The 13,196-nt window shown below is 74.7% G+C and carries 10 protein-coding genes; 8 read left to right on the top strand and 2 right to left on the bottom strand.

The window, feature by feature from the left end:
• Positions 1 to 82: 82 nt before the first annotated feature.
• Together RM555_RS18070 and RM555_RS18065 are read left to right on the top strand one after the other, a co-directional pair.
• Positions 83 to 1,099, top strand: a complete 1,017-nt coding sequence (locus RM555_RS18070; protein ID WP_311412864.1) for a serine hydrolase — start codon at positions 83 to 85, stop codon at positions 1,097 to 1,099.
• A 165-nt stretch (positions 1,100 to 1,264) separates the two neighbouring features.
• Complete coding sequence (locus RM555_RS18065; RefSeq protein ID WP_311412863.1) at positions 1,265 to 2,410, top strand: MBL fold metallo-hydrolase; 1,146 nt, start codon at positions 1,265 to 1,267, stop codon at positions 2,408 to 2,410.
• 85 nt (positions 2,411 to 2,495) lie between these two features.
• Here RM555_RS18065 and RM555_RS18060 read toward each other — a convergent pair whose 3' ends face one another.
• Positions 2,496 to 4,007, bottom strand: a complete 1,512-nt coding sequence (locus tag RM555_RS18060; RefSeq protein WP_311412862.1) for a deoxyguanosinetriphosphate triphosphohydrolase family protein — start codon at positions 4,005 to 4,007, stop codon at positions 2,496 to 2,498.
• Positions 4,008 to 4,220: 213 nt separating this feature from the next.
• On the opposite strand from RM555_RS18060, the gene RM555_RS18055 reads away from it, so the two are divergent.
• Together RM555_RS18055 and RM555_RS18050 are read left to right on the top strand one after the other, a co-directional pair.
• Entirely contained in the window at positions 4,221 to 6,728 is a 2,508-nt protein-coding gene (locus RM555_RS18055) for a Tex family protein (protein ID WP_311412861.1), read from the top strand.
• Positions 6,729 to 6,933: 205 nt separating this feature from the next.
• The gene (locus tag RM555_RS18050) at positions 6,934 to 7,368 is read left to right on the top strand and encodes a hypothetical protein (protein WP_311412860.1); all 435 of its coding nucleotides are present in this window, start codon (positions 6,934 to 6,936) and stop codon (positions 7,366 to 7,368) included.
• A gap of 79 nt (positions 7,369 to 7,447) precedes the next feature.
• Here RM555_RS18050 and RM555_RS18045 read toward each other — a convergent pair whose 3' ends face one another.
• A complete protein-coding gene (locus tag RM555_RS18045) occupies positions 7,448 to 8,407 on the bottom strand; it encodes a DUF389 domain-containing protein (protein WP_311412859.1) in 960 nt (319 codons plus the stop codon).
• Between the two features lie 217 nt (positions 8,408 to 8,624).
• Here RM555_RS18045 and RM555_RS18040 point away from each other — a divergent pair, with 217 nt between their 5' ends.
• The 4 genes from RM555_RS18040 (at position 8,625) to RM555_RS18025 (ending at position 13,142) form a co-directional block, all read left to right on the top strand.
• Positions 8,625 to 9,335 carry a sugar transferase gene (locus tag RM555_RS18040; protein ID WP_311412858.1) on the top strand — a complete coding sequence of 237 codons (711 nt, stop codon included), beginning with the start codon at positions 8,625 to 8,627 and terminating at the stop codon, positions 9,333 to 9,335.
• Positions 9,332 to 10,480, top strand: a complete 1,149-nt coding sequence (locus RM555_RS18035) for a DegT/DnrJ/EryC1/StrS family aminotransferase (RefSeq protein WP_311412857.1) — start codon at positions 9,332 to 9,334, stop codon at positions 10,478 to 10,480. The genes RM555_RS18040 and RM555_RS18035 overlap by 4 nt, the downstream gene beginning before the upstream one ends.
• Positions 10,477 to 11,121: an acetyltransferase gene (locus RM555_RS18030; protein ID WP_311412856.1), complete on the top strand. Its 645-nt coding sequence runs from the start codon at positions 10,477 to 10,479 to the stop codon at positions 11,119 to 11,121. The genes RM555_RS18035 and RM555_RS18030 overlap by 4 nt, the downstream gene beginning before the upstream one ends.
• Before the next feature lie 149 nt (positions 11,122 to 11,270).
• Positions 11,271 to 13,142 carry a nucleoside-diphosphate sugar epimerase/dehydratase gene (locus RM555_RS18025; RefSeq protein ID WP_311412855.1) on the top strand — a complete coding sequence of 624 codons (1,872 nt, stop codon included), beginning with the start codon at positions 11,271 to 11,273 and terminating at the stop codon, positions 13,140 to 13,142.
• Positions 13,143 to 13,196 lie beyond the last annotated feature (54 nt).

Genomic DNA, 13,196 nt, shown 5'->3' with positions numbered 1-13,196 from the left:
CGCGCGGGATCACCGGCGTCGATCGTTTCGCCTAGGGTGGTGGGCCGGCCCACCACGACGGGAGAGACGATTGACTATCCGGGTGAACCGCAGGACCGCGCTGGGACTGGGCACGGTGGCCACCGCCGGGACGGTGCTGGGCGCCGCGTCCCCGGCCGCGGCCGCCCCGGCGACCGCCGGCCGTGGCGTGGCCGGGCCGGCGCCGGCGACGCCACGGCAGGCCGCGCACCGGGTGACCACGAGCTACCAGGGCGAGAGCGCGCACGCGGGCGGCAACTGGCAGGCGTACGTCAGCGTCGTGGACCCAGCGGGCCCGCTCCTGGTGCCGGTCGCCGACGAGCCCGACCGGCGGATCGAGGCGTACAGCGTCAACAAGATCGCGGTGGCGGTGGCGGTGCTCGACAAGGTCGACCGGGGGCTGCTCACGCTCGACCAGCGCATCGAGGTGACCGAGGCGATCGTGGTGCCCGGCGGTGACGGCATCTTCAGCCTCGACGGGGCGTACCCGAGCTCCGTCACGCTCGGGCACGTGCTGGCCAACCTGCTGACCGTCTCCGACGACACGGCGGTACGGCTGTGCGGGTCGGTCTGCCCGGCCGCCGAGCTCAACGAGATCCTGCGCGGCAAGGGCTTCCCGAACACCCAGGTGCAGCCGGTCGCCAACCCCTACCGGTTCTTCCTCGGCACCAGCACCCCCCGGGAGACCCACGACCTGCTGCGCGCGCTGGTGGCGGGCACGCTGCTCGCGCCGACCTCCACGGCGCTGGTGCTCCGGCTGCTGCGGGCGCCGGTCGCCTACACCGACGGGGTGCGGCGGGTCATGTCCTCCGCCGAGCGGGCCCGGGTCGCCACCAAGGCGGGCTGGTTCGCCGACGCCCGGCACGAGGCCGGCGTGATCTTCGACAAGGCCGGCGCGCCCGTGCTGACGTACGCCCTCTTCGCGGACGGCCAGGCCGGCGCCGACAACTTCGGCGCGACGCACCCCGCCGTCGCGGCCCGGGCCCGGATGGGCCGGCACTTCCTCGCCGCGGTCGACAACCTCGTCGGCACCGGCCTCGTCCACCGCCCGGCCGTGCAGCGACCCAGCAACGGCGGCTGAACCGCCGCGACCGCCGTCGGGGCCACCGGCGCGCCGCGACCGCCCGCCGGGGTCCGCCGCCCGGGGGCGGTCCGGCCGGACCGCCCCCGGCGCCCGGCCGACCGCCCGGCGGTCGCGCGGCGGCCCGGCTACCGTGTACGACGGGGCACGGCGGAGGGACTTGCGATGGGGGCACAAGGGGAAGGCGCCGGCGGCGACCGCCGGCTCGGGCGGCGGCTGCGCGGGGCCGCCGGGTTGGCCGCGCTCGCCGGGCTCGCGTGGGTGGCCCGGGACGTGCCGGCGGCGCTCGGCGGCCGGCTCACCGGTGCCCGCGCGGAGCGGGCCGCCCGCTCGCCCCGGTTCCACGACGGCGTCTTCCGCAACCCGGGCGGCTCCCGGTCGATGGCCGGCAACCCCGACCGCAACCTGGTCCGTGAGCTGATCTTCGGCAAGCAGAAGCGCCGGCCGAGCGTCGCCGTGCCGCTGTCGCGCCCGGGCGCCGCCCCGGCCGGCGACGCGGGGCGTGAGCTGAACGTCGTCTGGTACGGCCACGCCTCCGCGCTGCTCGAGATCGAGGGTCGCCGGGTGCTGCTCGACCCGGTGTGGAGCGACCGGTGCTCCCCGTCGAGCCTGGTCGGCCCGCGCCGCCTGCACCAGCCACCGGTACGCCTCGACGAACTGCCCCCGGTCGACGCGATCCTGATCTCGCACGACCACTACGACCACCTCGACATGGCGACCGTCCAGGCGCTGACCGCCCTGCAGTCGGCGCCGTTCCTGGTGCCCCTGGGCGTGGGCGCGCACCTGGACCGCTGGGGCGTACCGGCCGGGCGGATCGTCGAGCTGGACTGGGAGGAGAGCCACCGGGTGGCGGGGCTGGAGATCACCGCCACCGCCGCGCAGCACTTCTCCGGCCGGGGGCTGCGCCGCGACGGGACGCTCTGGAGTTCCTGGGTGGTCGCCGGCGCGCACCGCAAGGTCTTCTACACCGGCGACTCCGGCTACTTCGACGGCTACGCCGAGATCGGCGAGCGGCACGGGCCGTTCGACGTCACGCTGATGCAGATCGGGGCGTACGACCGGGCCTGGCCGAGCATCCACATGTTCCCCGAGGAGGCCGTCGCCGCCCACCTCGACCTGCGCGGCGGGCTGCTCGTACCGGTGCACTGGGCGACGTTCAACCTCGCCCTGCACGAGTGGTCCGAGCCGGTGGACCGGATCTGGGCCGAGGCGAAGGCCCGGGACGTACGGCTGGCCGTGCCCCGCCCCGGGGAGCGGGTGGTGGTGGACGACCCGCCGGCGGTCGACGGCTGGTGGCAGGCCGTCGCCTGAGGTGTAAGGAAGGGCCCCCTGTTAACGCCTGAGGTAGAGGAAGGGTCCCTTTCTCACACCAGTCGGGCGACGCGACGGATGCGGGTCAGAGCACGAAGGCGTCGGTCCAGAGCGCCCCGGAGCGGCCCGACAGGGCGTCCAGCATGGCGACCGCCTGGCCGTCGGTGAGCTGGGCGACGAAGTCGACGATCGCCCGCCCGCGGGCCTTGCCGATCCGGTCCGGCGTACGCGGGTGCAGCTCCGCCTCGGCCAGCTCCACGAGGTCGTGCAGGCGGCGCGGCAGCCGGGACTCCTCCTCGGGGTCGAGCAGCCACTCGAGCAGCGCCTCCACCAGGGTGCCCAGCAGCCGGGCCTGCCCGCGCTGGTGCAGGGCCAGGTCCGGCCGCGCCAGCACGAACCGGTGGTGGACGAACTTGAGCACCTGCACCTCGTGCCACTGCGCGGGGGCGAGCAGCACGTGACCCGAGCGGACCGCCGGCTGCTCGACCACGGTGATCGCGTCGACGAAGCGGGTCGTCCACCGGGCGGAGAACCGGGCCACGTACTGCTCCGCCTCGATGGAGCCGTCGAAGGGCATGGCGAGCAGCCCCTCCACCAACTCCTCGCGGACGTGCTCGACGGCGGCGGCGAACGCCTCGTCGTCGGCGATCCAGGCGTCCTTGCGGTGCAGTTGCCGGCGCAGCCGCTCGATCGCTGAGCCGGGCCGGCGGGCGGCGGCGGCCAGGGCCGCGTCGGTGATGGCCCGGAAGTGCCCGCTCTCGCGCTGCCAGGCCATCAGCTCGGCGGCCACCGCGCCCTGCTGGAGCACCCCGACCCGGTAGAAGTCCTCCACGTCGTGGATCGCGTACGCGACGTCGTCGGCGGTGTCCATGATCGACGCCTCGGGGGTCTGCTGCCAGTCCGGGATGCGCCCCACGAACGGCTCCCGGGCCTGCCGCAGGTCGCCGAGCTCGGTCCGGTACGCCCCGAACTTCGACGAGCCGCTGTCCGGGTCGTCCGGCGGCGGGGTGGCGCCGCGCGGCGGCGGGTCCAGCAGCCGGGGGTGCGGGTCGGGGTGGTCCAGCCGCGTCCACGGGTACTTCAGCAGCGCCGCCCGCACCGCCGCCGTGAGGTCCAGGCCGGTGGTCGCCGCGCCGCGGATCTCGGTGCTGGTGACGATCCGGTACGACTGGGCGTTGCCCTCGAAACCGTCGGTCAACCCGAGCCGCTGCCGGGCCAGCCGGTCCAGCACCCGCTCCCCCAGGTGCCCGAACGGCGGGTGGCCGAGGTCGTGCGCGAGCGCGGCGGCCTCCACCACGTCCGGGTCGCAGCCGCCCAGCTTCTCCAGCAGGTCGCGGTGCGCCTCGTCGGCGGTGAGCCGCTCGGCGATGGCGCGCGCCACCTGCGCCACCTTGAGGCTGTGGGTCAACCGGTTGTGCACGAGCAGGCCGGAGCCGCCGGGGCTGACCACCTGGGTCACGCCGTTGAGCCGGGCGAAGAACGGCGAGGCCACGATGCGGTCGCGGTCGGCCCGGAACGGGCTGGTGGCGAGGTCGCCGAGCGCCCGGGCGCTGCCGCCGAAGAGCCGCCGGGCGCGCGGGTCCACGGGATGTTCCATGATCGCCACGCTAGCGCAGCGGGCGGCGTCGCGGGCGAGGCGGTGTAAGGAAGGGCCCCTTCCTCTACCGCAGACGATAGGAAGGGGCCCTTCCTTACACCCCCGGCAGCGGTGGGAGGGGTGGGGCGGCTCGCCGGGCCGGGGGCGGCGACGGCCGTCGGTGCGGGCCGGCACAATGCAGGGCGGAACCCACACCGAAGGCGGATCGAGATCGTGACCCTCTCTGTTCATCAGCGGATCGCCGACGAGCTCGGCGTCGCCGAGCGTCAGGTACGGGCGGCCGTGGAGCTGCTCGACGGCGGTGCGACCGTGCCGTTCATCGCCCGCTACCGCAAGGAGGCCACCGGCCTGCTCGACGACACCCAGCTGCGCACTTTGGAGGAGCGGCTGCGCTACCTGCGCGAGCTGGACGAGCGGCGCGCGGCGGTGCTGGAGTCGATCCGGAGCCAGGGCAAGCTCGACGAGGCCCTGGAAGCGCAGATCATGGCGGCCGACTCGAAGTCCCGCCTGGAGGACATCTACCTGCCGTACAAGCCCAAGCGCCGCACCCGGGCGCAGATCGCCCGCGAGGCCGGGCTGGAGCCGCTCGCCGAGTCGCTGCTGGCCGACCCGGGTCAGGACCCGCGCCAGGCCGCCGCCGGCTTCGTGGACGCGGAGAAGGGCGTGGCCGACGCCGCCGCCGCCCTGGAGGGCGCCCGCGCGATCCTCATCGAGCGCTTCGCCGAGGACGCCGACCTGATCGGCACGCTGCGCGAGCAGATGTGGTCGCGGGGCCGGCTGGTTTCCCGGGTACGCGACGGGCAGGAGTCGGCCGGCGCGAAGTTCGCCGACTACTTCGACTTCGCCGAGCCGTACCCGAAGCTGCCCTCGCACCGGATCCTGGCCATGTTCCGGGGCGAGAAGGAGGGCGTGCTCGACCTGACCATGGAGCCCGAGGAGGCCGGCGAGGCCGACGCGGTGGTCACCGGGCCGAGCCGCTACGAGGCGGCGATCGCCGGGCGGTTCGGCATCACCGACAAGGGCCGGCCGGCGGACCGGTGGCTGGCCGACACGGTGCGCTGGGCCTGGCGTACGCGGATCCTCATCCACCTCGGGGCGGACCTGCGGATGCGCCTGTGGCAGGCGGCGGAGGAGGAGGCGGTGCGGGTCTTCGCCACCAACCTGCGGGACCTGCTGCTCGCCGCACCGGCCGGCACCCGGCCCACGATGGGGCTGGACCCGGGCCTGCGTACCGGCGTGAAGGTCGCCGTCGTGGACGCCACCGGCAAGGTGGTCGCCACCGACACGATCTACCCGCACGAGCCGCGCCGGCAGTGGGACGCCTCGATCGAGACCCTCGCCCGGCTGGCCGGGGCGCACGGCGTCGAGCTGGTCGCCATCGGCAACGGCACCGCCAGCCGGGAGACCGACAAGCTCGCCGGCGAGCTGATCAAGCGGTACCCGCAGCTGAACCTCACCAAGGTGGTGGTCTCCGAGGCCGGCGCGTCGGTCTACTCCGCCTCCGCGTACGCCTCCCAGGAGCTGCCCGGGCTGGACGTCTCGCTGCGCGGCGCGGTCTCCATCGCGCGCCGCCTGCAGGACCCGCTCGCCGAGCTGGTGAAGATCGACCCGCGCTCGATCGGGGTCGGCCAGTACCAGCACGACCTGTCGGAGGTGAAGCTCTCCCGGTCGCTGGACGCGGTGGTCGAGGACTGCGTCAACGCGGTCGGCGTCGACGTCAACACGGCCTCCGCGCCGCTGCTGACCCGGGTCTCGGGCATCGGCGCCGGGCTGGCGGAGAACATCGTGCTGCACCGCGACGCGAACGGTCCGTTCCGCACCCGGTCGGAGCTGAAGAAGGTCGCCCGGCTCGGGCCGAAGGCCTTCGAGCAGTGTGCCGGCTTCCTGCGTATCCCGGGCGGCGACGACCCGCTGGACTCCTCCAGCGTGCACCCCGAGGCGTACCCGGTGGTCCGTCGGATCCTGTCCACGACGGGGCAGGACCTGCGGTCGCTGATCGGCAGGAGCGCCATCCTGCGGGGGCTGCGGGCCACCGACTTCGTCGACGACACCTTCGGCCTGCCCACCGTCACCGACATCCTCGCCGAGCTGGAGAAGCCGGGCCGCGACCCGCGGCCGGAGTTCCGCACCGCCACCTTCGTCGAGGGGGTGGAGAAGATCAGCGACCTCGTGCCCGGCATGGTGCTGGAGGGCGTGGTGACCAACGTGGCCGCGTTCGGCGCGTTCGTGGACGTCGGCGTGCACCAGGACGGGCTGGTGCACGTCTCGGCGATGTCCCGGACGTTCGTGAAGGACCCGCGCGAGGTGGTCAAGTCCGGCGACGTCGTACGGGTCAAGGTGCTCGACGTCGACGTGCCCCGCAAGCGGATCTCGCTCACCCTCCGGCTGGAGGACGACGCGGAGGCGGGCGCCGGGCGCGGCGGCCAGGACGGCGGGCGCCGCGAACGTGGCGGGCAGGGCGGGCCGCGCGGCGACCGGGGCGCCTCGCGGGGCGGCCAGCCCGGCCAGGGCGGTGGACGCGGTGACCGGGGCGCACAAGGCACCCAGGGCGGCGCGCGCGGCGGTCAGGGTGGCGGCGGACGCGGCGGTCAGGGCGGGCAGGCTGGTCAGTCCGGGCAGGGCGGACGGGGCGGGGCGCAACGGCAGGGCCGTGGCGGAGCGGGGTCCGCGCCGGCGAACGACGCCATGGCGGACGCGCTGCGCCGAGCCGGACTCGCCTGACGCGGTCGCACGCGGCGTCGCCCTCGACGATCCGCCCGCCGGCTCACCGGCCACCCGCGCCCGACGGCGCGCGCTTGTCGACCGACCGGACCGGCGGGTGAGGCGCGCTGGAGCGTGCCGAGGCGCGCCCCGACAGACCGGACCAGCCTGGGTGGGCTCGCGCTGGTGCTTTCCGGCGCGGGCGGCGGGGCGTACCGTCGCGGTCGTGAATGTGGGCGACGGCCTGGAGTGGCGGGAGCGGCAGCGGCGGGCGGTGCGGGCGCACGCGGCGGCCGACGAGCGTCGGCGGGCGGCGGAGCACGCCGAGGCGGCGGAACTCGTCGCCTGGTTCGTCGCTGAGGCGACCCGGCGCGGGCTGCCCACGGAGCGGCTCACGGCCCGGGGCCTCGACGGGCGGGGCAGCTACCGGACCGGGCTGCGCGGCTGGTACGTCGACCGGGCCCGCACCCGGGCCGTTGACGTCGACGGGCGGTTCCACCTGCTGACCGTGGCGGGCGGCCCGCGCGCGCTGCTGTTCGGGGCGCAGCCGCAGCCCAGCCCGCCGCCGCTCGTGGTCGGCGCGGGCGGTCGCGACGGCGAGTCGCTCCCGCTGCGCACGCTGCTGGAGCGCCGGTTGGAGACGGGCGGCGCGACGCCCTGAGCGGGGCGCGGCGTTCGGAGCAGCGCGCGGGGCAGGCGCTCCGGGCTGGGCACGCGGAGGGCCAGGCGGCCCGGGCGGGTCAGCGGGTGACGCCGCCCGGCCGGCGGAGCCTGCGCCGCCGGCCCAGGTGCCTCCACCACGCCTGCTGCACCAGCAGCGTGGCCAGGCCGGCGAGCAGGATCGCGCAGAGGTTGATCACCAGTTGGAGCGCCGAGCCGGACGCCTCGTGCCAGACGCCGTAGGCGACGGCGACGGCCGCGTTCGCGGCGGCCGGCACGGTGGTCACCGAGATCAGCACGCCGACCAGGCTGCCGGACTTCTTCGAGGTCAGGGAGAGCATGCCGGCGACTCCTGCCAGCAGGCCGACCACCCAGGACAGCGCGTCGGGCCGCCAGATGAAGTCGGTCAGCGGGCGTTCGGACTCCAGCATCCCGCGCTCGACCAGCCCCACCGCGTCCAGGCCCCAGGTGCTGAGGACGGTGACCACCATCGCGGTGACGAAGCCGACCACCAGGGCCTGCACCGACCGGCCGATGACCGGCAGGTTGCGGCGCAGCAGCGCGACGCAGAGCGCCGCCAGGGGGCCGAACTCGGGGCCGACCACCATCGCGCCGACGATGAGGATCGGCTGGTCGAGCAGGACGCCGACGCCGGCGAGCATGATGGCGACGGTGAGCAGCACGAGGTACGTGGCGGAGAGTTCGGTCTGCTCGCCGGTCTTGGCGGCGATCTCGTCCCAGACCACCGCGTCCGCCCCGCTGCCCGGCGCCTTCTCGGCCGCCCGGCCGGCCGCCGAGGAGATGGACAGCTCGACGTCGTGGGCCGAGATGGCGCCGCGCTCCTCCACGCCGAGCTGCCGTAGCGCGTGCAGCACGCCGTCGGCGCTCTCCCGGACCACGTCGCAGAGGATGAGGTCGCCCGCCGGTTGACGGGCGGCGCCCGGGAGCACCGCCAGGTGGGTCACCCCGGGATCGGCGGCCAGCAGGTCCGCCACGGTGGAGGACTGTTCGCTCGGCGCGATGACCCTCAGATGCAGCACCGGCTCTCCCCGCGTCGTGGACCGTCGAGCACTCTACTGCCGGCGCGGGCGGGCCGAGGTGCCACGTCTTCGGCGCCGGGCCGCGTCCTGACGGGCCGTTGCGCGGTTGACCTGTCGGGAACGGCGCGAGTGTCGTGATTTCGCACCACTGGCGCGTTCGCCCCTGTTAGAACGTGTTTGTCGACTGGTGTCCGACTCTGCCCTGGAGGTCGAAGCCTTGCCTGGTTCCGTGCACACGCCGGGAAGAAGCCTCGCTGAGCGGCCCCGACCGGAGGCCCTGAAGCGGGCGATCGACGTGCTGGCGGCCGCGGTGCTGCTCGTACTGACCGCGCCACTGGTCCTCGTCGTGGCGGTGCTGGTGGCGGCGGGACTCGGTCGGCCGGTGCTGTTCCGGCAGCCCCGCGTCGGACGGCACGGCCAGGTGTTCGAGCTGGTCAAGTTCCGCACCATGCTGCCGCCGGATCCGCTGCGGGGACGGGTGCGCGACGGGGACCGGCTGACGCCGCTGGGGCGCTTCCTGCGCTCCACCAGCCTGGACGAGCTGCCGACGCTGTGGAACGTGCTGCGCGGCGACATGAGCCTGGTCGGCCCCCGGCCCCTGCTCACCGAGTACCTGCCGCGCTACTCCCCCACCCAGGCCCGCCGGCACGAGGTCAGGCCGGGCGTCACCGGGCTGGCCCAGGTGCGTGGCCGCAACAGCCTGGGCTGGGAGGAGAAGCTGGACCTGGACGTCTGGTACGTCGACCACCGCAGCCTGCGGCTGGACCTGTCGATCCTCGCCGCGACCGTCCGCACCGTGCTGCGCCGCGAGGGGATCTCCGCGGCGGGCTCGGCCACGGCGCCCGAGTTCCTCGGCACGCCCCCGCTCGCCCCCGCGGTGCCGGCACCGGACACCACCCTCACCGTCCCCGCCGGAGGTGGCCGATGAGCGGGACCATCCACCTGTCCCCGCCCGACGTCGGGCCGCTGGAGGAGTCGTACGTCGTCGCCGCCCTGCGGTCCGGCTGGGTCGCGCCCGTCGGCCCGGACCTCGACGCGTTCGAGCGCGAGGTCGCCACGCGGGTGGGCACCCGCGGGGCCGTCGCGGTGAGTTCCGGTACGGCGGCGCTGCACCTGGCGCTGCTCGGGGTGGGAGTCGGGCCCGGGGACGCCGTCATCGTGCCGACGCTGACGTTCGTGGCGAGCGCGAACGCGGTCCGCTACGCCGGTGCCCGGCCGGTCTTCGTCGACTGCGACCCGCATTCCGGGAACCTCGACGTGGCCCTCGTGGACGAGCTGATCCGGGCCCTCGTCCTCCGGGGACAGCGCGTCGGCGCGGTCGTCCCCGTCGACCTCTTCGGCAGCTGCGCCGACCACACCGCGCTGGCCCCGGTCTGCGCGGCGGCGGGCGTACCGGTCGTCGAGGACGCCGCGGAGGCCCTCGGCGCGACCCATCACGGCCGGCCCGCCGGCTCCTTCGGGCAGGTGGGCATCCTCTCCTTCAACGGCAACAAGATCATGACCACCTCGGGCGGCGGGATGCTCGTCTCCGACGACACAGCCCTGCTGGCCCGGGCCCGGTTCCTGTCGACCCAGGCCCGCGAGGCGACGCCGCACTACGAGCACCGCGAGACGGGCTACAACTACCGGCTGAGCAACCTGCTCGCCGCGCTGGGCCGCGCCCAGCTCGTCCGGCTGGACGGGATGATCGCCCGGCGCCGGCACCTGCGCGACCAGTACGCCAAGCTCTTCGCCCCGATCCCCGGTGTGCGGCTGCTCGGCGTGGAGGACCCCGGCTCCAACTGCTGGCTGACCACGATCGCGGTCGACCCGCAGCGGGCCGGCTGGCGGGCCGCCGACCTGGCCGCCCACCTGGCGGGGCGGGACATCGAGACCCGCCCCGTCTGGAAGCCGATGCACCTGCAACCGGCGTACGCCGACGCCGAGTGCCTCGTCACCGGGGTGGCCGAGCGGCTGTTCGCCGACGGGCTGGCCCTGCCCAGCGGCAGCGCGATGAACGAGCGGCAGGTCGGCCTCGTCCTCGCCGCCGTCGACGAGTTCCTGGCGGCCCGCACGGGAGGGTCGACGGCGTGACGGTCCCGCTGGTGGTCGTCGGCTGCGGCGGGCACGGCCGGGAGGTCCTCACGATCGCGCGGGCGATGGACGTCGCCGCCGGCCGAGCACGCTGGCGCCTCCTCGGGTTCGTCGACGACCGGCCCTCCGAGGAGCACCTGAAGCGGGTGCAACGGCTCGACGTGCCCTATCTCGGCGGCGTCGCCTGGCTGCGCGACGCGCCCCCGGACGCGCACCACGTCATCGGCATCGGCGACCCGCGCGTCCGGCGGGCGGTCGCCGCCCGGGTCGAGGCGTACGGCACGCCGGCGGCGAGCCTCGTGCATCCGGCGGCGACGATCGGGCTGGACACGGTGCACGGCCCGGGCCTCGTCGCCTTCGCCGGGGCCAGGGTCACCACAAACGTCACGCTCGGCCGGCACGTGCACCTCAACCAGAACGCCACGGTGGGGCACGACTGCACCCTCGCCGACTTCGTCTCGGTCAATCCGCTGGCCGCCGTCTCGGGCGACTGCCACCTGGCGGAGGGGGTGCTGGTCGGCACGACGGCGGCCGTGTTGCAGGGCCTGCGGGTGGGCCGGGACAGCACCGTCGGGGCGGGCGCCTGCGTCGTCCGGGACGTGCCGGACGGTGTCGTCGTCAAGGGCGTGCCCGCCCGTTGACCCGACGAGCCCTCGGCCCCACGGACGAAAAATCGGTCATCGAACCCGAAAGCCGCCAAAAATTATGTTCGGGCATGTATCAACCTAAAGAGCCCTAAAGCTCCTTCCGCCCTGCGGCGGAAGCCCTCGGAGACGGACAGGGAGCACAGATGCCGCCCGAAACAGAGGCCACCCGACTCGGTGAACAGAGTTCACACCGGGCCAGGGCGCGTCGCCGCACCATCGGATTCCTCGCCACCGACAGCACCGCCTGGGTCGGTGGGTTCACCGCAGCGGTCTGGTTCCGTTACGAACTCGACCTGGCCTCCGGCCAACTCGCGCGAGCCGCCACCTGCGGCGCCCTCGCCGCCGTCGTGCACGTCGCCGTCGCGGCGGTCCGCCGGATCTACTCCGGACGCCACCCGCTGGGCAGCCTCCAGGAGGTGCAGGGGGTCGCGGGCACGGCGGCCACCACGGCCGCGATCATGCTGATCGGGCTGCTGCCGGCCGGCGTACGACCGGTGCCGGCGAGCACGCCGCTGGTCGGCGGCGCCCTGGCGCTGCTGTTCATGCTGACCGCCCGGTTCACCTACCGGCACCGCCGTGACCTCGCCATGCGGCCCGACGCCCGGTCCTCCCACCCCGTGCTGCTGTTCGGGCTCGGCGACGCCGGGCAGGGGCTGTTGCGGGCCATGCTCAGCGATCCACGTGGACGCTACCGGCCCGTGGGCGCCCTCGACGACGACCCCGACAAGCGGGACCTGCGCATCGGCGGCGTACGCGTGCTCGGCGGCCGTCAGGACGTGGCGACGGCCGTACGGCGCACCGGCGCGACGACGGTGATCTTCTCCGTCGCCAACGCCGACGCCGCGCTGATCCGGCAGATCCGCGAGGCCACCCTCCGGACCGGAGCGACGTTCAAGGTGCTGCCCCCGGTCCGGGACCTCGTCGACCACCGGATCACCGTCACCGACGTCCGCGACGTGCAGATCGACGACCTGCTCGGCCGCCGGCAGGTGGTCGCCGACATGGCGCTGAGCGGCAACGGGCTCAGCGGTCGACGGGTCCTGGTCACCGGCGCCGGCGGCTCCATCGGCTCGGAGCTGTGCCGGCAGGTGATGAAGGCGGACCCGGGCGAGCTGATGATGCTCGACCGCGACGAGTCGGCCCTGCACGGCCTCCAGATGTCGCTGGCCGGACGCGCCCTGCTGGACGGCCCCGAGCTGATCCTCGCCGATCTCCGCGACGACGAGGGCATCCGGCGGATCATCCGCGAGCGCCGGCCGGACGTCATCTTCCACGCCGCCGCGCTCAAGCACCTCACGCTGCTCCAGCGGCACCCCGGCGAGGCGGTGAAGACGAACGTCTGGGGCACCCTCTCCGTGCTCGACGCGTGCCGCGACGTGGCCCGCTTCGTCAACATCTCCACCGACAAGGCGGCCGACCCGATCAGCGTCCTCGGCTACTCGAAGCGGATCACCGAGCGGCTGACCGCGCACGCCGCCTCCCGGTTCCCCGGCACCTTCCTCAGCGTCCGCTTCGGCAACGTGCTGAGCAGCCGCGGCTCGGTGGTGACCGCGTTCCAGCGGCAGATCGAGCTGGGCCACCCGCTCACCGTCACCCACCCGGAGGTGACCCGCTACCTGATGACGGTGCAGGAGGCGGTGCACCTGGTGTTGCAGGCCGCCGAGATCGGCCGCGACGGGGAGGCGCTGGTGCTGGACATGGGCGAGCCCGTCCGCATCGCCGACCTGGCCCGGCAGATGGCCGAGCAGGCGGAGAGCAGCGTGCCGATCGTCTACACCGGGCTGCGCCCCGGCGAGAAGCTGCACGAGGACCTGTTCGGCACCGGCGAGGCCGACGCCCGGCCACTGCACCCGCTGGTGTCGCACGTGGCGGTGCCCGCCCTGGACCCGATCGAGGTCAGCGGACTCGACCCGTACGACGATCCGGAGAAGGTGGTCGCGCAGCTCGCCGCGCTCTGCGACCACCCGGTCGTGCCGGTCCCCCGCGCCTCGGTGCAGGTGCCGTTGGCCCGCTGACGCGCCACACGGTGAGGGCCGGCGACCGGGAAGTTCCGGTCGCCGGCCCTCACG

This window comes from Micromonospora reichwaldensis (assembly GCF_031845925.1).
GTDB classification, from domain to species: domain Bacteria; phylum Actinomycetota; class Actinomycetes; order Mycobacteriales; family Micromonosporaceae; genus Micromonospora; species Micromonospora reichwaldensis.
The sequence above is the reverse complement of the archived record's forward strand: the minus strand, read 5'-3'. Positions and strand labels throughout refer to the sequence as shown.